Origin of the sequence: Streptomyces sp. GESEQ-4 (assembly GCF_017948455.1) — a bacterium.
Classification (GTDB): domain Bacteria; phylum Actinomycetota; class Actinomycetes; order Streptomycetales; family Streptomycetaceae; genus Streptomyces.
This window is the reverse complement of record NZ_JAFFSU010000001.1, coordinates 133,281-156,228: the sequence shown is the minus strand read 5'-3', so window position 1 is coordinate 156,228 and position 22,948 is coordinate 133,281. Positions and strand designations below refer to the sequence as shown.

Annotated in this window: 19 protein-coding genes; 9 read left to right on the top strand and 10 right to left on the bottom strand. The window is 69.1% G+C overall.

Going from position 1 to position 22,948, the window contains the following annotated elements:
* Positions 1-63 precede the first annotated feature (63 nt).
* The 3 genes from KCH48_RS00710 to KCH48_RS00700 all read left to right on the top strand — a co-directional run bounded on the left by KCH48_RS00710 (position 64) and on the right by KCH48_RS00700 (position 4,583).
* Entirely contained in the window at positions 64-945 is an 882-nt protein-coding gene (locus KCH48_RS00710) for a LysR family transcriptional regulator (protein WP_210569289.1), read from the top strand.
* A gap of 222 nt (positions 946-1,167) precedes the next feature.
* On the top strand, positions 1,168-3,531 hold the full coding sequence (locus KCH48_RS00705; protein ID WP_210569287.1) for an arylsulfatase: 2,364 nt from the start codon (positions 1,168-1,170) through the stop codon (positions 3,529-3,531).
* Between the two features lie 89 nt (positions 3,532-3,620).
* Positions 3,621-4,583 carry an ABC transporter substrate-binding protein gene (locus KCH48_RS00700; protein ID WP_210569286.1) on the top strand — a complete coding sequence of 321 codons (963 nt, stop codon included), beginning with the start codon at positions 3,621-3,623 and terminating at the stop codon, positions 4,581-4,583.
* A gap of 9 nt (positions 4,584-4,592) precedes the next feature.
* On the opposite strand, the gene KCH48_RS00695 is transcribed toward KCH48_RS00700, so the two are convergent.
* The 5 genes from KCH48_RS00695 to KCH48_RS00675 form a co-directional block, all read right to left on the bottom strand.
* On the bottom strand, positions 4,593-5,384 hold the full coding sequence (locus KCH48_RS00695; protein ID WP_210569285.1) for an SDR family NAD(P)-dependent oxidoreductase: 792 nt from the start codon (positions 5,382-5,384) through the stop codon (positions 4,593-4,595).
* 80 nt (positions 5,385-5,464) lie between these two features.
* Positions 5,465-6,049, bottom strand: coding sequence for a DinB family protein (locus KCH48_RS00690; RefSeq protein ID WP_210569284.1), 585 nt, complete (start codon positions 6,047-6,049; stop codon positions 5,465-5,467).
* Positions 6,050-6,114: 65 nt separating this feature from the next.
* Positions 6,115-6,405: a hypothetical protein gene (locus KCH48_RS00685; protein WP_210569283.1), complete on the bottom strand. Its 291-nt coding sequence runs from the start codon at positions 6,403-6,405 to the stop codon at positions 6,115-6,117.
* Positions 6,402-7,022 (bottom strand): sigma-70 family RNA polymerase sigma factor, encoded by a 621-nt coding sequence (locus tag KCH48_RS00680; protein ID WP_210569282.1) that lies wholly within the window; start codon positions 7,020-7,022, stop codon positions 6,402-6,404. The genes KCH48_RS00685 and KCH48_RS00680 overlap by 4 nt, the downstream gene beginning before the upstream one ends.
* Positions 7,019-8,581 carry a sodium:solute symporter gene (locus tag KCH48_RS00675; RefSeq protein WP_210569281.1) on the bottom strand — a complete coding sequence of 521 codons (1,563 nt, stop codon included), beginning with the start codon at positions 8,579-8,581 and terminating at the stop codon, positions 7,019-7,021. The genes KCH48_RS00680 and KCH48_RS00675 overlap by 4 nt, the downstream gene beginning before the upstream one ends.
* 168 nt (positions 8,582-8,749) lie before the next feature.
* Here KCH48_RS00675 and KCH48_RS00670 point away from each other — a divergent pair, with 168 nt between their 5' ends.
* From KCH48_RS00670 to KCH48_RS00660, 3 genes are all read left to right on the top strand, one after another.
* Entirely contained in the window at positions 8,750-8,971 is a 222-nt protein-coding gene (locus KCH48_RS00670; RefSeq protein ID WP_210569280.1) for a DUF3311 domain-containing protein, read from the top strand.
* A 100-nt stretch (positions 8,972-9,071) separates the two neighbouring features.
* Positions 9,072-11,249 carry a carbon starvation CstA family protein gene (locus KCH48_RS00665; RefSeq protein WP_282615089.1) on the top strand — a complete coding sequence of 726 codons (2,178 nt, stop codon included), beginning with the start codon at positions 9,072-9,074 and terminating at the stop codon, positions 11,247-11,249.
* Positions 11,246-11,434: a YbdD/YjiX family protein gene (locus tag KCH48_RS00660; RefSeq protein ID WP_210569279.1), complete on the top strand. Its 189-nt coding sequence runs from the start codon at positions 11,246-11,248 to the stop codon at positions 11,432-11,434. Before KCH48_RS00665 ends, KCH48_RS00660 begins: the two co-directional genes overlap by 4 nt.
* A 73-nt stretch (positions 11,435-11,507) precedes the next feature.
* Here KCH48_RS00660 and KCH48_RS00655 read toward each other — a convergent pair whose 3' ends face one another.
* The gene (locus KCH48_RS00655; RefSeq protein ID WP_210569276.1) at positions 11,508-12,257 is read right to left on the bottom strand and encodes a DUF429 domain-containing protein; all 750 of its coding nucleotides are present in this window, start codon (positions 12,255-12,257) and stop codon (positions 11,508-11,510) included.
* A 193-nt stretch (positions 12,258-12,450) separates the two neighbouring features.
* Here KCH48_RS00655 and KCH48_RS00650 point away from each other — a divergent pair, with 193 nt between their 5' ends.
* The 3 genes from KCH48_RS00650 to KCH48_RS00640 all read left to right on the top strand — a co-directional run bounded on the left by KCH48_RS00650 (position 12,451) and on the right by KCH48_RS00640 (position 17,178).
* Entirely contained in the window at positions 12,451-13,899 is a 1,449-nt protein-coding gene (locus KCH48_RS00650) for a DUF1996 domain-containing protein (RefSeq protein WP_210569274.1), read from the top strand.
* A gap of 470 nt (positions 13,900-14,369) precedes the next feature.
* Complete coding sequence (locus KCH48_RS00645) at positions 14,370-15,857, top strand: UDP-N-acetylmuramoyl-L-alanyl-D-glutamate--2,6-diaminopimelate ligase (RefSeq protein ID WP_210569272.1); 1,488 nt, start codon at positions 14,370-14,372, stop codon at positions 15,855-15,857.
* Between the two features lie 100 nt (positions 15,858-15,957).
* The gene (locus KCH48_RS00640; RefSeq protein WP_210569271.1) at positions 15,958-17,178 is read left to right on the top strand and encodes a metallophosphoesterase; all 1,221 of its coding nucleotides are present in this window, start codon (positions 15,958-15,960) and stop codon (positions 17,176-17,178) included.
* A 289-nt stretch (positions 17,179-17,467) separates the two neighbouring features.
* Here KCH48_RS00640 and KCH48_RS00635 read toward each other — a convergent pair whose 3' ends face one another.
* The 4 genes from KCH48_RS00635 to KCH48_RS00620 all read right to left on the bottom strand — a co-directional run bounded on the left by KCH48_RS00635 (position 17,468) and on the right by KCH48_RS00620 (position 22,883).
* Positions 17,468-18,382 carry a carbohydrate ABC transporter permease gene (locus KCH48_RS00635; protein WP_210569270.1) on the bottom strand — a complete coding sequence of 305 codons (915 nt, stop codon included), beginning with the start codon at positions 18,380-18,382 and terminating at the stop codon, positions 17,468-17,470.
* On the bottom strand, positions 18,379-19,749 hold the full coding sequence (locus KCH48_RS00630) for a carbohydrate ABC transporter permease (RefSeq protein ID WP_210569269.1): 1,371 nt from the start codon (positions 19,747-19,749) through the stop codon (positions 18,379-18,381). Before KCH48_RS00630 ends, KCH48_RS00635 begins: the two co-directional genes overlap by 4 nt.
* A 10-nt stretch (positions 19,750-19,759) precedes the next feature.
* A complete protein-coding gene (locus tag KCH48_RS00625) occupies positions 19,760-21,115 on the bottom strand; it encodes an ABC transporter substrate-binding protein (RefSeq protein WP_210569268.1) in 1,356 nt (451 codons plus the stop codon).
* A 94-nt stretch (positions 21,116-21,209) separates the two neighbouring features.
* On the bottom strand, positions 21,210-22,883 hold the full coding sequence (locus KCH48_RS00620) for a glycoside hydrolase family 13 protein (protein ID WP_210569267.1): 1,674 nt from the start codon (positions 22,881-22,883) through the stop codon (positions 21,210-21,212).
* Between the last annotated feature and the right edge of the window lie 65 nt (positions 22,884-22,948).

Below are 22,948 nucleotides of genomic sequence, written 5' to 3'. Positions count from 1 at the left end.
AACCGTCGCCGCACGACGGCCCGCCGACCGGTGATAGCGTTGCCCGGAATTTACGGAGACCCGATGGAACGACGCCAGCTGGAATACTTCATCGCCGTGGTCGAGCACGGCGGATTCACAGCCGCGGCCATTGCCCTCCACGTAGCGCAGCCCTCGCTTTCCCATGCGATCCGCACTCTGGAGCGCGAATTCGGTGGAAAACTCTTTCACCGCCTCCCGCACGGCGTCGTACTCACCGCGGCGGGCGAAGCGCTCGTCCAGCCGGCCCGGCAGGTGCTGCGCGATCTCACCACGGCCGGTTCTCTGGTCCGCGAAGTCCTCGGGCTCAGCGGCGGCCGGCTCGACATCGTCTCCCAGACGACCCTTTCGGTCGATCCACTAGCCGGCATGCTGGGGCGTTTCCATCGCGCGCACCCGAAGGTCTCCGTGCGCGTGGTCGACCCGGAGCAGGGCCCTGCCGTGGCCCACATGGTCGCCGCCGGTCAGTGCGAACTGGGTCTGGTGGACGCCTCGGTGCCCACGGCGGACCTGCGCGGGATGGACCTGCCCGAGCAGGAGATGCACGTCGTGCTGCCCCCGGACCACCCGCATCCGCCGGGCGACACCATCACCTCGCGCGAACTGGCCGCACTGGACCTGATCGTGACCCCGCCGGACACCGAGACCCGGGCGGCGGTGGACGACGTATGCACCGCGCTGGGCGTCACGCCGCGGATCGTGGTGGAGACCGCGCACCGCGCGATGATCGTGCCGTTGATCCTCTCGGGCGTCGGCGCATCGCTCCTGCCTGGCTCCATGGCCCGGGACGCCGCGCTGCGCGGGGCCCGGATGCTGTCCAACCGGCCACGGCTGGTGCGCCACGGCCGGCTGGTCTGGCGGTCGGGCCCGCTGTCCCCCGCCGCCCAGGCTTTCGTCGACCTGGCAGCCGCGCTCGCCGAGGACTGAAACCCACTGCCGGTATAGAAGTTGTCTACCGGCCCCATTCAAAACCGGTTCAGGGGTATTCAAGTCGGCTGGTTGACCGCTGTCCCAGTGACTGTCACTTTTGCTCCACGACAGTCGGCGAGATTCCCGGACCGGCCCTCAAGCCCGTTTTATTGCGCCGACAATTCGGCCGCGCGAAGAACGTGTGACATTTCCCCGCCGGGCATGGCATCGGAGAAATACATGACTGAGTTCGACGCCGGACGGCACGTACTCCCGCGGCCCGACACCCGCCGACCGCTCACCACCGCGATGGACGTCCACGACCAGAAGTCCCCCTTCACCCCGATCGGCCCGGTCCCCCCTCCCCCGGGCGCCCCGAACGTGGTGATCGTGCTGGTCGACGACCTGGGATTCGGCACTTCCAGCGCTTTCGGCGGGCCCTGCGAGATGCCCGCCGCGGACCGGCTCGCCGAAGAGGGGCTGCGCTACACCCGCTTCCATGTGACGGCCCTGTGCTCACCGACCCGGCAGGCCCTGCTGACCGGACGCAACCACCACTCGGTCGGCATGGGCGGCACCACCGAGATGACCACAGCGGCCCCCGGCTACAACGGATTCCGGCCGCGCAGCGCCGCCACCATGGCCCAGATCCTCCAGGGCAACGGCTACAGCACGGCCGCCTTCGGCAAATGGCACCAGACTCCGCCGCGGGAGATCAGCGCGGTCGGGCCCTTCGACCGCTGGCCGACAGGCGAAGGCTTCGACACCTTCTACGGGTTCATGGGCGCCGAGATGAACCACTGGTACCCACTCCTGTACCAGGGCACCACCCCCGTCGAGCCGGACCGCCGGCCCGAGGACGGCTACCACCTCTCCGAGGACCTGGTCGACCACGCCATCGACTGGGTCCGCACCCAGCGCACCCTCACCCCGGGCCGCCCCTTCTTCACCTACCTCGCCCTCGGTGCCGCGCACGCGCCCCTGCACGTCGGCCGGGAGTGGCAGGAGAAGTACCGCGGACGCTTCGACCACGGCTGGGACCGCCAGCGCGAGGCGACCCTGGAGCGGCAGAAGGAACTCGGCGTCGTACCCCCGGAGACGGAACTCGCCCCCTGGGCCGAGGGCGTTCCCCACTGGAACGAACTCACCGACAACCAGCGCCAATTGTCGGCCAGATTCATGGAGACCTTCGCCGGGTTCACCGAACACGCCGATGTGCAGGTCGGCAGATTCCTCGACGCGCTGGAGGAACTGGGCGAGCTGGACAACACCCTGATCCTCTACATCCTCGGCGACAACGGCGCCTCCGGCGAGGGCGGCATCGAGGGGACGATCGTCGAACACCGGCTCGGGCACGGCATCGTGGACGACCCCGACGAGATGATCGATCACCTCGACGAGATCGGCGGACCGTACAGCTACCCGATCGCCCCGGCGGGCTGGGCGCTGGCCCTCAACACCCCCTACCAGTGGACCAAGCAGGTGGCCTCGCACTTCGGCGGCACCCGGGACGGCATGATCCTGCACTGGCCCCGAGGGGTGCCCGAGGGCGGCGGCCTGCGTCACCAGTTCTCGCACGTGATCGACGTACTGCCGACGATCCTGGACTGTGCGGGGATCCCGGCACCCTTCAGCGTCGACGGGGTGACCCAGCAGCCCCTGGAGGGGACGAGCATGTGGCGCACGCTCGCCGATCCGCGGGCGCCCGAGTTCCACCACACCCAGTACTTCGAGATGTGCGGCAACCGCGGCATCTACCACGAGGGCTGGATGGCGGTCACCCGGCACGGCATCCCCTGGGAGATGGTGGGAGACAAGAACCGGAGGTTCTCCGACGACGTCTGGGAGCTCTACGACCTGGACAAGGACTGGAGCCAGGCGCACGACCTCGCCTCCGAACACCCCGAGAAGCTGCGCCAGTTGCAGGACCTGTTCCTGATCGAAGCAGCCAAGTACCAGGTCTTCCCGCTGGACGACCGGGTCACCGAGCGGGAGAACCCCGCCGTGGCCGGGCGCATCGACCTGCTCGGTGACCGCACGTCCGTGACCTACCGCGGCGGCATGCGACGGTTCACGGAGGAGACCACACCCAACATCAAGAACCGCTCGCACAGCATCACCGCGGACATCGACGTGCCCGACGCGACGGCCGAGGGCGTGCTCATCGCGCAGGGCGGCCGGTTCGGCGGCTGGTCCCTGTACGTCACCGGGGGCAGGCCGGCGTACGTCTACAACTACTTCGGAATGAGCCTGTACACCGTGCGCGTCGACCAACCGCTGACACCGGGACGGCACGAGGTACGGCTCGCCTTCGACTACGACGGCGGCGGACTCGGCAAGGGCGGGACCGCCGCGCTCCTGGTGGACGGCGAACGGCGGGCGACCGGACGCGTCGAGCGGACCATCCCGTACTACTTCTCCTTCGACGAGACGCTCGACGTGGGAGTGGACCTCAGTACGCCGGTGACCGACGCCTATCCCGTCCTCGACAACGAGTTCACGGGCGCCGTGCACACCGTGCGCATCGACCTGGCCCCCGCCGCGGCCGGCGAACCGTCGGACTTCGACGGTGGGCTGCACCGGCGCGTCATGGGGGCCCAGTGAGTCGCTGTGCGCCCTGGACTTCGACTCGATTCCCTCACTCAGCCCTCAGCCCTCACCGCAACGCGCGGACGCGTAAGGAGCAAGACACCATGACAAGACACTGGAGAGCCGGTACAGCCGGCCTGGCCGTTCTCGGCCTGACCCTCACCGCGTGCGGCGGGGCGAAGGTCGGCGGCGACAGCTCCTCGGCTTCCGACAGCTCGGGCAAGTGCGGCACGTTCAACCTCGCGGTCAACCCGTGGGTGGGCTACGAGGCGGACGCGGCGGTCATCGCGTACATCGCCGAAAAGGAACTCGGCTGCACGGTGGAGAAGAAGGACCTGAAGGCGGAGATCGGCTGGCAGGGGTTCGAGACGGGCGAGGTCGACGCCATCCTGGAGAACTGGGGCCACGAGGACCTGAAGAAGAAGTACATCACCCAGCAGAAGACCGCCGTCGATCTCGGCTCGACCGGCAACAAGGGCATCATCGGCTGGTACCTCCCGCCGTGGATCGTGAAGAAGTACCCGGACATCACCGACTGGAAGAACCTCAACAAGTACGCCGCCAACTTCAAGACCTCCGAGTCGGGCGGCAAGGGCCAGCTCCTCGACGGCGACCCGTCGTACCAGACCAACGACGAGGCCCTGGTCAAGAACCTGAAGCTGGACTTCAAGGTGGTGTACGCGGGCAGCGAGACCGCGCTCATCCAGGCCTTCCGGGACGCCGAGAAGAACAAGAAATGGGTGATCGGCTACTTCTACGAGCCCCAGTGGTTCTTCTCGGAGGTCCCGCTGGTCCACGTCGAGCTGCCCAAGCACACGGAGGGCTGTGACGCCGATCCGGCGAAGGTCGCCTGCGACTATCCCGTGTTCGACCTCGACAAGATCGTCAGCACGAAGTTCTCCGAGTCCGGCAGCCCCGCCTACGACCTGGTGAAGAACTTCAAGTGGACCAACGACGACCAGAACACGGTGGCGAAATCCATAGCGCTGGACAAGATGACGCCGGAGGCGGCGGCGAAGAAGTGGGTGGACGCGAACCCCGACAAGGTCAAGGCGTGGCTCGGATAGGCACTCAATTCATCGGCGGGCCTCCTCGGGGGCGCCGATCCAGCGGCTGATCTCGATGTCGGCGGACGTGTCCCGCTGCAGCGTGGGCGCGATCACCAGTTCCTCGACGACCGTCCGCTGCGGGAGCGAGGCGCACAGCAGCACGGCTCGCGCCACGTCCTCCGGCTGCACCATGGCCGCCCGCTTCTCCTCGCTCGGCGGGGCGGCGCGGCTGTCCAGGATCGGTGTGTTCACCTCGCCGGGCAGGATGCAGGTGGCGCGGATGAGGTCGTTGCGGAAGGTGTTGTGCAGATAGGTCATGAAGTTGCGCACGCCCGCCTTGGCCGCGCCGTACGGTGCCCCGCCGAGGAGGGTGGGCCGCACCGCGGCGAGCGAGGACATCGTGATGATCGAGCCCCCGCCGCGCTCCAGCATGTCCGGGAGCACGGCCTGGGTGAGCAGGTATACGGCGGTGAGGTTGACACCCATGACGTGGTTCCACTCCTCCTCGCTGATCCAGCGGACGTCCAGGACCTTGCTCGCGCCGCCCGCGTTGTTGACGAGGATGTCGACGGGTCCGGCCACCTCCCGTGTCCAGGCGACGAGTTCGCGGACCTCGTCGGCGTTCTCGACGTGCGTGGAGTGGGTGAAGGCCGTGCCGCCGGCCTTCTCGATCACTGCGGCGACCTCGTCGAGGATGTGCTGCCTGCGTCCGACGAGGACCACCCGCGCCCCCTCCCCCGCCAGCGACAGCGCCGTTTCCCGGCCGATGCCGGTACCCGCGCCGGTGATCAGCGCGGTCTTTCCATCGAGGGTTCCCATCCGTCTCAGCCCTCCCAGCTGTGGGCGCGCCCTACGCCCTCAGGGGTCATGACAACGGCATCAGGCTCAGTAAGCCACCGCTAAGCCTTGATCGGTGCGGCCGACCTGGCGGCCTGCTCGATCTTCGCGCAGTGGGCCGCACGGGCTTCCTCGTCGATCTGCTGCTCGTTCTCGGCGCGCAACCCGGTCCGGCCGTCGACGCTCTCGCGCAGGATGTCGGCGTGCCCGGCATGCCGGATGGACTCGCCGAGGACGTGGACCACGACGGCGAACAGGTTCGTGGTGGTGTAAGGCTCCGGCCACCACGGCACGTGGCCGGGGGCGTCGAGGGGAAGCTCGTTGATCGTCGCGTCCGAGTGTTCCCACGTGCGCCGGTAGAAGCCGATGATCTGCTCGCGGGTCTCGTCCTCGGTCGCCCACAGATCGCTGCCGTCGGAGTCCTGCCACCGAGGCAGCGGTTCCGGCGAAGGGCGGTCGAAGACCTCGCCGAAGTACCTGGCCTCGACGGTGGCCACGTGCTTGACCAGGCCGAGGAGGTTGGTCCCGGTCGCTGTCAAAGGCCGGCGGGCGTCGTATTCGGACAAGCCGTCGAGTTTCCAGAGCAGCGCGTTTCGGTCCCGCCGCAGTCTCTGGTGCAGGTTGTCCTTCGCGAATTCATCGATCATGCGGCACGAGCCTGCCATGGGCTGCTCGTGGCCTCAAGATCCCGTACGTGGTCCGCAACGACCGGTCAAGTGGGTGTGCTGACGATCCCACCGGAAGCAGCCGGATTCCCGAGGCCCGAGAAGATGACTCCGGGTTCGGAGGGAGCCTGGTTGAGGACCCACAGGCCGATCAGCGTGGCGAGCGTGAAGACGACCGCGATCAGCACGGCGAGGACGACCCGTCGACGCCGCTCCCGGCGCACCCAGTCACCGCGAGCCGTCCGGTACGCGTCGGGCGCGGCCCGTACCCCACCGGCCAGCGCCTCCAGGGCTTCGCGCAGCTCTTGTTCCGTGCGGTCCGGAGAGGTGTCGTTCATCGCCGGGCCTCCATCGCCTGGGTCAGGGCGGCGATGCCGCGTGCGGTGTGCGTCTTGACCGATCCGCAGGAGATGCCCATCGCGGCGGCTATCTCGCTCTCCTTCAGGCCGAGCCAGTGGCGCAGGACGAGCGCCTCGCGCTGCCGCGCGGGCAGTTGCTGAAGCGCGTCGATCAGTACGCGCTGGTCGTCGTGGAGCAGGGCGGTGCTCTCGGCGGAGGCCACGACGTCGCTCGGCGGGTTCTCGACGTGCTTGCGCGCGACTTGCAGGTGCCGTATCCGCATCCGGGTCAGATTGCACACCGTGGAGCGCAGATACGCCTCCGCCGCCGCGGCGTCCCGCAGTCGGCGCCACTTCCGGTAGATCTGGTAGTAGGCCTCGGCCACGACGTTCTCCGGGTCGTCGGCTCCGAGCAGCACGGCCAGGCGCAGCATCGAGGCGTAGTGCACCTCGAAGAGCCGGGCCAGGGCGGCCTCCCGTTCCAGGTCGGCCGGATCGCCGACCGTAGGAGTGAGGGGCGCTTCTTCGGGCGCCCCGGCGAGTGGGACGCGTGGCTCGGGGACGGCGGCGGGAGCAGCCTGCGTCACCGTCATGCGGGTGTGCTGTCTGCGTCTCACGGGTTGGGAGCTCCCGTCTCGGGGTGGCGCCTGACGGTCAGGCGGGGCGGTAGGTCGGTGACGTCGGCGCCGCGCGGCACGCCGAGCCGTTCGAGGGCCGCGGTGCCGATCAGGGCGACGGCCAGATTGAGCACCAGGGCCGCGAGCCCGGCGTAGATCTCCAGCGATCGGCTGCCGGAACCGAGGTCCACGATGGACGAGAACCCCTCGCGCACCACCAGGAACGTGCCGGCCGCCATGCCCACGGCCCATCCGGCCAGCAGCGCCCGCGGATGCAGCCGACTCGTGAACAGCCCGACGGCCACCGCGGGGAAGATCTGCAGAATCCATACGCCGCCGAGGAGTTGGAGGTTGATCGCGTCCTGGTCGCGCAGCCCGAACACGAACGCGACCGCCCCCACCTTCGCGGTGAGCGACACCGCTTTCGCGATGCGCACCTGCCGTTTGGGGGTGGCGGTCGGCTGGACGTACTCGACGTACACATTGCGTACGAAGCAGGTGGCGGCCGCGATCGACATCACGGCGGCCGGGACGAGCGCCCCCACGGTGATCGCGCCGAACACCAGCCCGGCCAGCGGTCCGGGCATCAACCGGTCGACCAGCATCGGCACGGCCGCCTCGGCACCTCCGTCCGGGGCCCGTACCCCCGCCGCGAGGGCCGCGATGCCGAGGAAGCCGAAGAGTGCGAGCAGGCCGGTCCAGGCGGGCAGGGCCACGGCGACCTTGCGCAGGGTGCGGGGGCTGTCGGCGGCGAAGCCCGCGGTCAGCACGTGCGGGTACATCAGCAGGGCCAGCGCGGAGCCGAGGGCGAGCGTGGCGTAGGCGGGCTGCTGCTCGGGGGAAAGGAGCAGCGCGGAGTGCGCCGCGTCCGTGCCGCCGAGCCGTCGTGCCGCCTGGTCGAAGAGCGGGCCGGGGCCGCCGAGCCGTTCGAGGACCAGCCAGCAGACCGCGGTGAGCGAGACGAAGACGGCCACCGCCTTGAGCGCGGAGATCACCGTGGGGGCGCGCAGCCCGTGCCGGTACGTCGCCACCGCGAGGCCCGCGAAGAGCGCCACCATCACCAGGTCGCCGGCCGCACCCCGCGGATAGACGCCCCCGGCGGTGAGCACCGCGCGGATGCCCAGCAGCTGAAGCGCCAGGTACGGCATCGTCGCGAGGATTCCGGTGAGCGCGACGACCAGGGCCAGTGGCGGCGAACCGTACCGTCCGCGTACGAAGTCACCGGCGGTCACATAGCCGTGGCGCCGGGCCACCGCCCACAAGCGTGTCAGCAGGACGAAGGCGAGCGGACAGACGATCACCGTGTACGGGACGGCGAAGAAGGCGGGCGCACCGTTCCCGTACGCCAGTCCGGGGACGGCCGTGAAGGTGTACGCGGTGAAGATCGTGCCGCCCAGCAGCAGCCAGGTCCACACCGGGCCCAGGCTCCGGTCGGCCAGCGCCCACCCCTCCAGGGACGGCAGCCGGTCGGTGGGGCGCAGCCGGCGTGCGGTGACGGCGAGCAGCGACGCTCCGCCTGTCACGGCGAGAAATGTCGCCGTCATGGCGCCATCCGCCATGGGTCACCGTCCTTGGTGTGCCTGTGCCTTCACCGGTTAGTTGCGCGGACGGCTCGTTCGGATGACGGAGAACCGGCGGGAAATCTTCTGGACATTCGCTGTCAACCACTTCCGGCGGGTGGGCAACTCTTGCACAGACCGACAGCGAGCGGGAGAGGAGCACCGGTCATGGCACCCACAGGTCAGCACCGGCTACGGCGCGTCGCGATCGCCGTACTGCTCCTCGCGCCCGCGGCGGGACTGCTGTGGGTCCCCTGGTACGCCGGTGAGAGCCCGCGGCTCGCCGGGACGCCGTTCTTCTACTGGTACCAGCTCGCCTGGGTGCCCGGCTGCGGTCTGTGTCTGCTGGCCGCGTATGCGCTGAGCAGGCACGACCGCCACGACCCCTAGTCCGTACGCCTTCCGTACGCATTCCGTCCGCACCGCCGATTCGTACGCATCCGTACGCATCCGTCCCACCACACCATCACCGTCGAGGTGAGGAGCCGCCATGCCCACGTCCGTCATGCCCGAATCCGGTCTTCCGGCGCCAGAAGGGCCCGAGGGGCCACCCGCCGCACGTTCCCGGATGACACCGCGGTCGATGCTGCTGTGGACCGCCGTGGCCCTGCTCGGCGCGCTCGGCTGGGGTGTCCTCGCGCTGGCCAGGGGCGAGGAGATCTCCGCGGTCTGGCTGGTGCTGGCGGCCCTCGGCTCGTACGCCATCGCCTACCGCTTCTACTCCCGCTTCATCGCACGGCGTGTGCTGAGGCCCGACGACCGGCGGGCCACCCCCGCCGAACGCCTCGAGGACGGCGTCGACTTCCAGCCGACCGACCGGCGGGTGCTGCTCGGCCATCACTTCGCGGCGATTGCCGGCGCCGGGCCGCTGGTGGGGCCGGTACTCGCCGCCCAGATGGGATATCTGCCCGGCACGCTGTGGATCGTCGCCGGAGTGATCTTCGCCGGGGCGGTGCAGGACATGGTCGTGCTGTTCCTGTCGATGCGGCGGGACGGCAAGTCGCTCGGGCAGATGGCCCGTGAGGAGATCGGCCGGGCGGGCGGGGCCGCCGCCCTGATCGCCGTCTTCGCCATCATGATCATTCTGCTCGGTGTGCTGGCCCTGGTCGTGGTCAACGCGCTCGCCCACTCCCCGTGGGGCACGTTCTCGGTCGCCATGACCGTGCCCATCGCCCTGTTCATGGGCTTCTGGCTGCACCGCATCCGGCCGGGCAGGGTCGTCGAGACCAGCCTGATCGGTGTGGCGCTGCTGCTTCTCGCCATCATCGGCGGCGGCTGGATCCAGGAGTCCTCGCTGGCCGACACCTTCACGCTCAGCCCGACGACGCTCGTCTTCTGTCTGGTCGGATACGGGTTCGTCGCCTCCGTGCTGCCGGTGTGGATGCTGCTCGCGCCGCGCGACTACCTGTCCACCTTCATGAAGATCGGCACCATCGCACTTCTCGCGGTCGGCGTCGTCGTGGCCGCGCCCGTGCTGCGTGCCGAATCGGTCAGCGACTTCGCCTCCTCGGGTGCCGGCCCGGTCTTCGCCGGGGCCCTCTTCCCCTTCCTCTTCATCACCATCGCGTGCGGCGCGCTGTCGGGCTTCCACGCGCTGGTCGCCTCGGGCACCACCCCGAAGCTGATCCAGAAGGAGTCCCAGGTCCGGATGATCGGCTACGGCGCCATGCTGATGGAGTCGTTCGTCGCGATCATGGCGCTGATCGCCGCGGCCACCCTCGAACCCGGCCTGTACTACGCGATGAACGCGCCCGCCGGACTGCTCGGTACGACGGCCGAGTCGGCCTCTCAGGCGGTGGCGGGCCTGGGTTTCAGCATCACCCCCGACCAGCTGACGCAGGCGGCCAAGGCGGTGGAGGAGCAGACCCTGATCGCCCGCTCGGGCGGAGCGCCGACCCTCGCCGTCGGCATGTCGGAGATCTTCTCCGGGGTCTTCGGCGGCAGTGCGATGAAGGCCTTCTGGTACCACTTCGCGATCATGTTCGAGGCGCTGTTCATCCTGACGACGGTCGACGCGGGCACCCGGGTCGGACGTTTCATGCTCCAGGACATGCTCGGCAACGTCTGGAAGCCGATCGGCCGGGTCAACTGGAAGCCCGGCATCTGGCTGTGCAGCGCACTCGTCGTGGCCGCCTGGGGCTACTTCCTCTACACCGGCGCCACCGACCCGCTCGGCGGAATCAACCAGCTCTTCCCGCTCTTCGGCATCGCCAACCAGTTGCTCGCCGCCATCGCCCTCACCGTCTGCACGACCGTCCTCGTCAAGTCCGGTCGGCTGCGCTGGGCCTGGGTCACCGGGATCCCGCTGGCCTGGGTGGTCGCGATCACCTTCACCGCCGGCTGGCAGAAGATCTTCTCCGACGACCCCCGGGTCGGCTTCTTCGCCCAGCGCGCACGCTATGCCGACGGCATCGACGCCGGTCAGGTCCTGCCGCCCGCCAAGACCCTGGACGACATGCACACGGTGGTCACCAACTCCACGGTCGACGGCGTCCTCATCGCCCTGTTCATGGTCCTGGTCGCCGTGGTGATCGTCAACGCGGCCGTGGTGTGCGTGCGCGCCATACGGTCGCCCGTCCCGCTGCCGACGACCGAGACGCCGTACGTCGAGTCCCGCATCGACATACCGGAGCAGTCCGCCGAACCGCTGGCGGGAGCCCGGTCATGAGTGCCAGGCGATGGGCGCGGGCCGTGCGCTGGTACCTGCGCGAGCTGACGGGAGAGGCGGAGTACGACCGCTACTGCGAACGGCACCTGCGTCACCACCCACTCGAGCCGGTACCGACACCGCGCGAGTACGAGACGCTGCGAGCCCGGCACCGTGAGGATCACCCGCAGAGCCGTTGCTGCTGACCGGTCTGGGCGGGCCGGCCGGCCCCGCTCCGGACCCGTCCGGCCCTGTCATCCGTCGTCCCGTCCCCGTCCTTCAGCCGGCCGAAGGCAGGTCGGTGGGTGCCGCAAGGTGTCGCAACGTGTCACGGCCCGGGAAGTGGATCCAGCCCTCGGTGCGGGCGAGTTCGGCCTCGTCGGCCGTCGGCCATGTGGTGAGCCGCGCCTTGATCGCCCTGGCGACGAGGGCGGCTATCAGGGCGTCGTAGGCGTCACGGCTGGTGGCGAGCAGCCGCCGTGCCTCCTCCGGGATGTCCAGCCAGGGCGCCGCGGCCCGCACCTCGTCCACGGAGCCGAGCGTCAGACCCCATTGGTGGCGGGCGGCAGCCGGATACACCTCGGCCACCGGGCCGGCTCCGACGCGGTCGACGGGGTGGCCGAGGTGCTCCAGGAGTGCCTGCAGACGTGCCCAGCGAGCCGCGACGGCCCCCAGTTTGTCGAAGGAGACCGACAGCGGCAGTCGCGGCGCATGGGGTGCGACCACCAGATCGGTACGCCGGTAACGCATGGCCCGCAGATCATCGGCCCCCTCGGCGTCGCGGCCCGGCCACGTGGGCCGGGGTCCGGCATGGGAGGACATGGCCGCGACGAAGGCGGCGGGCCACCCGAAGGGGCAGTCCACTCCGGCCTGGTCCGCCTCCCCCAGACCGGAGAGCAGCTTCAGCAACTGCTCGTCGGTGCACCCCAGTAGCGGGGTGCGGACCGTGGCCCGGCCCGCCGACCAGTCGATGACGACGGCGGCGGTGCGGGGAGGGCTGGCGGAGAGATCGACGCCGAGGGTGCGCATGCCTTCAGCATGCCGACTCGAGTTCGGCGGTGGCACCCCGGCCCGGATTAGGCCCTCATGCACTGTTTTGTGGATGGAGAATCCTAAAAACCTGGGAATTCACTGAGCATTCGGCGCTCACATGCGTATCTGAGGACGTGCTTCCCCCATGCCGGAAGTCCTGCCGGCTCCGGCGATGTCCTTGAGAGGCCTGATGAGACGCAACACGCGAAGAAGATCGACGACTGCCCGCCGGGCGATAGGCGCGGCGGCCGCACTGGCCATAGGGGCCGGTGGACTGGTGGCGGTCAACATCTACGCTTCGGCCGACGAAACCAGCGCGCCGAAGGGCACTGCCCAGAACCAGGCGCTCGCGGCCGGTACCTCCACCATCGACTGCCCCGACGTCGGCCAGCAGTTGACATCAGTGCCCGCCAAGGCGAAGGCCCAGGTCGACAAGGAACTGGCACTCCTCGACAAGCAGATATCCGAGGCATACCAGCGCCTTTCCACCTCCCAGAAGGCGATTCAGCAGGACCCCAACTTCGCCCAGAACGCGATCGTGGGTCCGCTGAAGGACAAGCGGAAGGCGACGATCGACCGGATCGCCATCGCCATCGGCCGTGTGGCAGCCAAGCCGCAGGGCCTCGACGCATTGGCGGCCTGCACGCTGCGCGCCACCGGCAACAAGCCCGCCGACGGTCAGGGCGGCAACCAGGGTGGCAACAACAATGCCGGAGGGACCGGCAACGGCCCCGTCGCCGCCGACTTCGTGGACATCACCAAGGTGAGGGCCAACGTGCGCACGCCGGCCAGGTCGGCGAAGGCTTCGAAGGGTGTCTTCGTCAGCAAGTGCGGGGTGAACGCCAACAAGCTGTACAACAGCGACAACGTCATCGTCGCGCCCGGTGTCACCAACGGCGCACACCACGTGCACGATTACGTCGGCAACCAGGACAACGACGCGTTCTCGAGCGACCAGGACTTCGCCAAGGCCGGGACCAGCTGCCAGAACAGGGGCGACAAGTCGTCGTACTACTGGCCGGTGCTGCGCCTGCAGGACGGCACCAAGGAGTTCGACGCCGACAAGCAGGGCGGCGGCGCCGAGGGCAACACGGGCCGGATTCTGACGGCGAAGAAGGCCACCTTGGACTTCGTGGGCAGCCCCCGCGGCAAGGTGGTGGCGATGCCCAGGTTCCTGCGCATCATCACCGGTGACGCCAAGGCGTTCGTCAACGGCACGGCCAACGCCAACGCCTCCTGGAGCTGCACCGGCTTCGAGAACAAGGTGCAGTTGAAGGACAAGTACCCCCTCTGCCCGTCAGGCAGTGACGTGGTGCGTACCTTCAAGTTCCAGAGCTGCTGGGACGGCAGGAACATCGACAGCGCCAACCACCGTACGCACGTGGCCTTCGCTGACGCGAGCGGCAACTGCCCGACCGGCTTCAAGGCCATTCCGCAGCTGGTGCAGCGTCTGGTGTACGACGTGGACGCGCCCAGCATCAAGGACAACGGCAAGACCCGTCCGTTCTTCTCGCTGGACAGCTTCCCCGAGCAGGAGCACAAGCCGGTCACCGACCACGGTGACTTCATCAACGTCTTCGACGCGAAGCTGATGAACAAGGCGGTCCAGTGCATCAACACCGGACGTAAGTGCAGCTGAGTCCGACTACCGAGCGGTGGGCGTCGTACTGACGACGCCCACCGCTTTGTTGCGTTTCACCGCTGCGCTCGGTGGTGCGCCGAGCGTGGCCGTCGGGCCGCTCAGGCGGACGTACACTCGGCACATGAGTCGCACACGTGCCATGAGGGAGAGCCTGCCGCAGGCTGTCTGTCGGCTGTGTCCGGCTGAGAGCGGCCGTATCGCGCTGCACGGCCACGGCTAGCGACTCTCCGCGCCCTCACCGGGGCGGGACCCTGGGGCCTCGCTCGGCTCGCTGTTCTTGTAACCACACCGCAGGCAACACGGCAGGACTTCTGCTGCCGGCCTGAGCCGCCGCATCCGATTCTGACCGGACGCGTCCGCGACACCTGCGCACTCGCTCAACGGCACCACCGCAGCTCCGGCGCACCGCCGGGGCTGCCGCCTGGCGACGGCCGCACGACGCCCGAGCCACCTTCGAAGGGATCACTGTGAAGCTGAGCGAGTTGCTGGCCGGGCAGGAGCACGACGTTCTGCAGGGCGACCCGGCGAGGACGTGGATCACCGCGGGAACCACCTTCGACGCCGACCGCGTGACGCCGGGTTCGCTGTTCGTCGCCGTGCCCGGCCACCGTGAAGGCGGCCCCGACTCGGTGGCACCTGCCCTCGCATGCGGCGCGGCGGCGGTACTCGTCGACGCCGCGACGCCGGCACCCGCGGCGTCGGTGTGGGCGTCGGCACCGGAGGTGTGCGTCGTACGGGTGCCGGACACCCGGACAGCGGCCGCGGTCGTCGCCTCCCGCTATTTCGGTGAGCCGGGGCGGCAGATGGACATGGTGGCGATCACCGGTACCAACGGCAAGACGTCGGTGTCGTACATGGTCGAGTCGGTCCTGCGGATCTCCGAGGGCGCGAAGGTGGGGGTCATCGGGACCGCCGGCAGCCGGATCGGCGACGAGCTGATCCCGATGCCGAGGTCGGTGCTGACCACGCCGGAGTCGCCGGACCTGCAGTACCTGCTGGGGTGCATGCGCGACCGCGGAGTCGGCAGCGCGGTGCTGGAAGCCACGTCCATGGCGCTGCTGACACACCGGGTGGACCGTACGTTCATCGACGTCGGCGTGTTCACCAACCTGACTCAGGATCACCTGGACGATCACGGGACGATGGCGAACTACCGGGACGCCAAACTGCGTCTGTTCCAGGGCTTGTGCAGGCGCGCCGTGGTCAACGCCGACGACCCGGTGGGCGCCGGGATCCAGGCGATGATGCCGGGCGCGGTGACCACGTACGCCCTGGACGCCGAGGCGGACTACCGGGCCACCGACCTCTCCGTGGACGCTTCCGGCACGCGTTTCATCCTGCACCACGACGGCCGCAAGTATCCGGCGGCGATCCCGATTCCGGGCCGCTTCTCGGTGGCCAACGCGCTGGCCACGGTGGCTGCCTGCCACCTTCTGGGCCACGATCTGGGCGGGCTGGTCGCCGCCCTCGACCGGATGCCGGCGATCCCGGGTCGGTTCGAGCGCTTCCAGACGCCGGGCGGCACGTCGGTGATCGTGGACTACGCCCACTCACCGGACTCCCTGGACAAGGTCCTGACCACCATCCGCGACTTCGCACGCGGCCAGGTCATCACCGTCTTCGGCTGCGGCGGGGACCGGGACACCACCAAGCGGGCGGACATGGGCCAGATCGCCGGAACCCACTCCGACCTGTGCGTCCTCACCTCGGACAACCCCCGAGGCGAAGACCCCCAGGCCATCCTGGACCAGATCGCCCCGGGCATCGCGGCGACCGGCACACCGTTCGAACGGTTCACCGACCGCCGTCAGGCCGTCGCCTTCGCTCTCTCCGCCGCAGGCCCGGACGACATCGTCCTGATCGCCGGCAAGGGCAGCGAGCCCCATCAGATCATCGGCGACAAACTGCTCCCCTTCAGCGACATGGCAACCGTGCTCGAGCTCACCCGGGGATAGCGGGCCCCACCGCCCTTCGGGGCCCTTGACGCCCGTCCGGCCGGCCCGTGGGCGACCGGATACAGTGCGTGAGACGGCAGCCCGGTCAGGGAGGGGAAGCGTGACCGACACCAGCGACACCCGACCCGCCGACAGCGAGGTGCGAGCTCCGCGGCGGAGCCGATTGCACCGCCTGATGGGCTACCTTCCCCTGATCGCCCCCGTCCTGCTGTGGGCCGTGCCCTGCTGGGTGCTCCTGCATGCCGGCCAGCACTGGCCGCCGCCCGTCACGCTGGTCGGCACCGCTCTGTTCGCCCTCGGCCTCGTCGGTATGCCGCTCGCGATGGCGCGCGGTCACGGCCGGCGCCAGCAGGATCGGGCGGCGATCGTCGGTGACACCCTGTTGGGCGCCAGCTGGGTTCTGTTCACCTGGTCCGTTCTGTTCGGCGTCCTCTTGCGGCTCGCCCTGACCGTGGCCGGCGTCGGCGAGAGTCAGGACCGGGCCCGCATCGTCGCGTGGGCCGTCCTCGGCATCACCGCCGTACTGCTCGCCTGGGGGTACGCCGAGGCCCGCCGCGTGCCACGCGTGCGCCGCCTCGACGTACAACTCCCGCGGCTGGGTGCCGGGTTGGACGGCACCCGCGTCGTCCTCATCACCGACACCCACTACGGCCCGCTCGATCGCGCTCGCTGGTCGGCACGGGTGTGCGAGACGGTGAACACGCTGGAAGCCGACCTGGTCTGCCACACCGGTGACATCGCGGACGGCACGGCCGAACGCCGCCGCGCCCAGGCCGCCCCACTCGCCACGGTGCAGGCCACCCGGGCCCGGGTCTACGTCACCGGCAACCACGAGTACTACAGCGAGGCCCAGGGCTGGGTCGACCTGATGGACGAACTGGGCTGGGAGCCGCTGCGCAACCGCCATCTGCTGCTCGAACGCGGCGGCGACACCCTCGTGGTCGCCGGCGTGGACGACGTCACCGCCGAGTCCTCCGGCCTGGCGGGCCACCGCGCCCACCTCGCCGGAGCCCTGGACGGCGCCGACCCCGACCACCCTGTCCTGCTCCTGGCCCACCAGCCCAAGTTCGTCGACCGGGCGGCAGCCGGTGGCATCGACCTCCAACTCTCCGGCCACACCCACGGCGGCCAGATCTGGCCCTTCCACCACCTGGTCCGCATCGACCAGCCCGCCCTCGCCGGCCTCAGCCACCACGGCACCCGCACCCTCCTCTACACCAGCCGCGGCACCGGCTTCTGGGGCCCGCCGTTCCGCATCTTCGCCCCCAGCGAGATCACCCTGCTCGTACTCCGCTCCCCGCACCGGCCCAGCAGGCCGTAGCACTGGGCGAGCACCTAAGTCCAAGAGCGGCATGCTCACCCTCGAAGATCGGAAACGACCCACACGAAAAGGGCCCCCACAGGCTCTCGCCTGCGAAGACCCTTCGTGCCGTCGGGACGACAGGATTTGAACCTGCGACCCCTTGACCCCCAGTTGGGTGGTCACTGAGCGGCGTGCGACGGGTCGTTCTTCGAGGTCGGTGTCGAGCGTACTCGGCCGAGTAAAGGAGTCCGTGTGCCACACGCGTGGGCGAACGTATGGCGCCTCCCAAGATCTGGATCACACTCGGTTACTTCAGTGCTCCCGCCATGACGCCGTTGACGAACTGCCGCTGGAAGGCGAAGAAGACCACCAGCGGGATGATCATGGAGAGGAAGGCGCCGGAGGACAGCACGTCGATATTGGTGCCGAACTGGCGGGTCTGCTGTTGCAGGGCCACGGTGAGCGGGGCCGAGCCGGGGTCGGCGAAGATGAGCGCGACGAGCATGTCGTTCCAGACCCACAGGAACTGGAAGATGCCGAGCGAAGCTATCGCGGGCCCTCCCAGCGGAACCACCACCCGGAGGAAGAGCCACAACTCGCCCGCCCCGTCGAGGCGGGCGGCCTCCAGTAGTTCGCGTGGGATGGCCGCGAAGAAGTTCCGTAGCAGGAAGATCGCGAACGGCAGACCGAAAGCGACGTGGAAGAGGACGACGCTGACAATGCTGCCGAAGATCCCGAGCTTCCCGAACAGACTGGTGATAGGCACCAGCGCGACCTGGAGAGGGACCACGAGCAGGCCGACGATCAGCAGGAAAACCCAGTCCCGGCCCGGGAATTCGACCCACGCGAAGACATATCCGGCGAGCGAGCCGACCACCACGACCAGCAGCGTGGCCGGGACGGTGATCAGCAGACTGTTCAGGAACGAATCCGTGATCGTCGAGTTGTCCAGCAGGTTGGTGTAGTTGTGCAGGGTCAGCTGCGCGGGCTCGGTGAGGACCGTCCACCAGCCGGAGGACTGGATGTCCAGCGGCCCGCGCAGCGAGGACAGCAGCAGACCGACCGTGGGCAGCAGCCAGAACAGGGCGACAGCCAGCAGAACGAGCCGTGTGGATCCGCCGGCGAGCCGACGTGCCGCACGGGTGGCAGTGCCCGGCCCCTTGCGGCCGGAGGCGGTTGGGGCCGTGGTCTGCGGGGCTCGGGCGGTCTGAAGGGTTGTCACCGTGACTTCTCCTTTCGGAACCGCTTGATGTTGAGGAACATGACCGGCGCCACCAGGGCGAGCAGGAGTACGGCGAGCGCGCTGCCGGTGCCCTGGTCGTTGCCGCCGCCGAAGGAGGACAGGTAGAGCTGCAGGGCGAGCACGTTGGCGTCCTGCTGGCTGGCACCGGGTGCGATGATGTACACCAGGTCGAAGATCTTCAGCACGTTGATCACCAGCGTGACCAGCACGACCCCCAGCACCGGCGCCAGGAGCGGCACCGTGATGCGGCGGAAGACCTGCCACTCCCTCGCGCCGTCGACACGTGCGGCCTCCAGCAGTTCCCGGGGGATCCCGGCCAGCCCGGCAGCGATCAGGACCATGGCGAAGCCGGTCCACATCCAGACGTAGGCGCCGATGATCGACCAGGTGACGAGGGTCGGACCGAGCCAGTTGACGCCCGCATACTGGGCGGTGAAGTTCGTCGCGGGCAGGCGGAGTTGAAGCGGCGAGGTGCCGATACGGTCGGCGGGCAGAGCGAACGTGCCGTCCTTGGACGCGGTTGCCGTGGCGAGGACGCGCCCGTCGCGCACAGCCTCGACCCGAACGCCGGCCAGCGCCTTCTCTCCTCGGTCGATCTTCCCGGGGGTGCCGCCGCCCGGCTGGAAGTCCAGCCAGACCGTGCCGCACAAGGCGCCCGAGGGGCACGAACCCGGTGCGGCGGACTGCGCCGCGCCGGTCAGGGTAGTGGGCTGCACTCCGACCAGAGCCAGCGTGGCCGGACCGTCACCGGGGCTGACGAGTTTGCCGGTGTAGGGGCCGCCGACCGGACCTGTCAGGGTGCTGCCGGGGCCCGCCACTCTCGGATGGGCCCCGGGGTATGCCGATGCCTTGAAGAAGGTGTCGTGGACACCGGTCGCCACCGCGTTGGCCACGCCCTTGCCGGGGTCCTGGTCGTAGACCAGCCGGAAGATGATGCCGGCGGCCAGCATGGAGATGGCCATCGGCATGAAGACGACCAGTTTGAAGGCGGTGCCCCAGCGGATCCGCTCGGTGAGCACGGCGAAGATCAGGCCGAGTCCGGTGGCCGCGACGGGTGCGACCACGACCCAGATCGCGTTGTTCTTGATGGCGACGAGGGTCTGATGGTCGGTGAAGATGCCGGTGTAGTTGGACAGCCCGACGAAGTGGGTGAAGCCGTCGGGGCCGAAGAGGCTGCGTATCACCGACCACACGATCGGATACACCACGAGCGCGCCGAGCAGGATCAGTGCGGGCAGCAGGAAGAACACGGCGATCCACTTACGGCCTCGGGGTGTCCTTGCGCGGCGGGCGGGTACCCCCGCCGCGGGGGCGGCGGGGGACGGAGGAGACAGGGTCTGTGACATGGCGACTGCCTCAGCCCGCCTTGGCGAACGCCTTCGCGGCGTCCGCTTCGAGCTGCTTCTGCGCGCCCACGACGTCGGAGGGCTTGGCGAGGAAGTCCTGCAGGTCCTTCCACTCTCCTTGCCCCTTGGTTCCGCCGAAGGCGGCCGGTGCCTGGTCGGACATGTCGAACCGGATGTCGTCGCCGGCCTTGATCAGGTTCTTCGCGATGTTCCGTACGGTGTCGTCGCGGTAGTTGGAGAAGTCGACTGCCTTGTTCGGTGACAGGAAACCGCCCTGCTGAACGGCGATCTCTCCCGCCTCCGGGGAGGCGAGGAAGCGCATCAGCGCCCGTGCACCTTCGCCGTCCTTGAGTGCGACCGCGACGTCGCCGCTGCTCAGCACCGGTGCCTTACCGCCGTCCACGGCAGGGAAGGGGAAGACCTTGGCGTCGGTGCCGACCTTGGCCGTGGTCTCCTGGGTGATGTTGGTCGCGATGAACTCGCCCTCGTAGACCAGCGCGGCCTTGGGCGGCTTGGCGAAGACCTGGCCGACCGAGGTGGGGAAGTCGGTCTGCAGCGTGCCCCGCGTGCCTCCGGCCATCAGATCGGGCCTGCCGAAGATCTGGCCCAGCGTGGTGAGCGCCTTGGTCACCGATGGGTCGGTCCACTTGATCTGATGCTTCGTCAACTTGTCGTACATGGCCGGGCCGGCCTGGCTGAGGTAGATGTTCTCGAACCAGTCGGTGACGAGCCAGCCGTCGGCGCCGCCTATGGAGAACGGAGGAGTTCCGGAGTCGGAGAGTGTCTGACCGTCCTTGAGCAACTGCTCCCAGGTGGTGGGGGTGTCGGTCAGTCCGGCCTGCTCCCAGGCCGCGGTGTTGTACCAGAAGAGGGACTTGTTGGTGACCTTGAAGAACACGCCGTACTGCTTGTCCTTGTACGTGCCCAGGTCGCGCCAGGCCTGGCTGTAGTTCTGGTCCAACTCCTTGGTCACGTCAGGCTGGAGCGGCTTGAGCCAGTCGGCCTTGGCGAACTGCTGGAGCACGCCGGGCTGGGGCAGCAGAGCCACGTCCGGCGGCGAGCCGCCCTGGATCTTGCTGCCGACGAAGGTCGACACGTTGTCACCGGTGGGCACGAAGGTGGTCTTCGCTCCCGTCAGCTTGTCGAACCGGGCCAGTACCTTGAGGAAGTTCTTCTGCTCGGCCCCCGTCCAGACTCCGGCCACCTGCAGCTCCTGCCCGTCGAGTTGGGGCAGCTTCAGCGTGGAGGCCTCTTCGGCACCGGTGGTCGCCGGGGTGCCGGCGGCGTCATTGTCCGAGGAGCCGCACCCGGCGGCCCCCATCATCAGGACGGCCACGGCCGTCAGTGCTGCCGCTCTGCCATTCATCGGGTCACTCCTTTGTGAAAAGGCGGAAGGAACATGTAGCGACGGAAACGGAAGATGTGACGACGGACGGAACCTGTGGGGAGGGACGGCGGAATCAGCCCGTGAGGCCGTCGGCCGCCCACCAGGCGGCGGTACCGCCGGGGAGTGTCCCGGGCGGGCAGGGACCGCTCGCGAGCAGCGGCGTGCCGGGGGCCGGGGCCGGACAAGGGACGTCGCCGAAGTTGACGGCGCACACCAGCCCGTCACCGCGTACGAAGGCCAGGACCTGCGGCGGAGACTCCAGCCAGCGCAGCGTCCCGTTGCCGAGTGACGGCAGGCTCGCGCGCAGCCGAAGCGCGTCGTGGTAGAGGTGCCAGAAGGAACCGGGGTCGGCCATGAGCCGTTCGGTGGTGTGCGCGGCGAACCAGGCGGGCTGGGGCAGCCACGGCTTGGCGACGCCTTCGCCCGGGGTGAAACCGAACGGGGACAGGTGCCCCGACCACGGCAGTGGTACGCGGCAGCCGTCGCGGATTCCCACGCGGCTGCCGCTGCGGAAGAAGATCGGGTCGGTGAGCACCTCGTCCGGCAGGTCGACGACCTCCGGCAGACCGAGCTCCTCGCCTTGGTAGATATAGGCGGCGCCGGGCAGCGAGAGCATCAGCAGCGCGGCGGCGCGGGCGCGGGCCGCGGCCGCGTAGCGGGTGACGGTGCGGACCTGGTCGTGGTTGTTGAGCACCCAGGTGATGGTCGAGCCGGTGTCGGCGATGTCCCGCAGCGCGTCCTTGATGACCCGGCGGAAGACGGCGGCGTCCCACGGGGCCGTCAACATGTGGAAGAAGAACGCCTGATGGAGCTCGTCCGGGCGGACATAGGCGGCCTGCTCGGCCGGGGTGCGTACGGACACCTCTCCGACGAGCAGCCGGTCGATGCCGTCCCGTGCGGTGTACTCCTCGCAGATGGCACGCCAAGTGCGCCAGACACCGTGCGTCTCGGGCTGGTTCCACGCCAGGGGGTTGACCGTGTCGCGGGCCCGCGCGTCGGCCGCCGGGTCCGGGGAGTCCGGCAGTTCGGGATGCTTGAAGAGGCCGGTGGCCACGTCTATACGGAACCCGTCGACACCGCGGTCCAGCCAGAACCGCAGCACCTGCTCGAAGTAGCCGCCGACTTCGGTGTTGCGCCAGTTCAGATCGGGCTGTTCCGGCCCGAACAGGTGCAGGTACCACTGGCCCGGTGTCCCGTCGGGCTCGGTGACCCGGGTCCAGGCGGGTCCGCCGAACATGGAGTGCCAGTTGTTGGGCGGCAGTTCGCCGGCTGCGCCGCGGCCCTCGGCGAAGTGGAAGCGGGATCTGGCCGGCCCGTCCGGGCCTTCGGCCAGGGCCTGAAGGAACCAAGGGTGCTTGCTGGAGCAGTGGTTGGGGACGATGTCGATGAGCACCTTGAACCCCAGGCGGTGCGCGTCGTCCACCAGGTGTCCGAACTCCGCCAGGTCTCCGTAGACCGGGTCCACGTCGCAGTAGTCGGCGACGTCGTAGCCGTGGTCGTACTGCGGTGAGGGGTAGAACGGGTTGAGCCAGATGCCGTCGACGCCGAGTCGCTTGAGGTACGGCAGGCCCGCACGGACACCGGCCAGGTCGCCGATGCCGTCCCCGGTGCTGTCGAGGAAGCTGCGGACGTACACCTCGTAGATCACGGCCGTACGCCACCACTGCTGTTGCGCGGTGTGCTCGGACCGTTCGGAGGGGCGCGGTTCGTTCTGTACCGGGCCGTCGTCGACGAACGCGTCGATCATCGGGAAACCGTCCTGGGATGGGCGAGATGGAAACCGGCCGCCGAGCGGGGAGGACGACGGCCGGT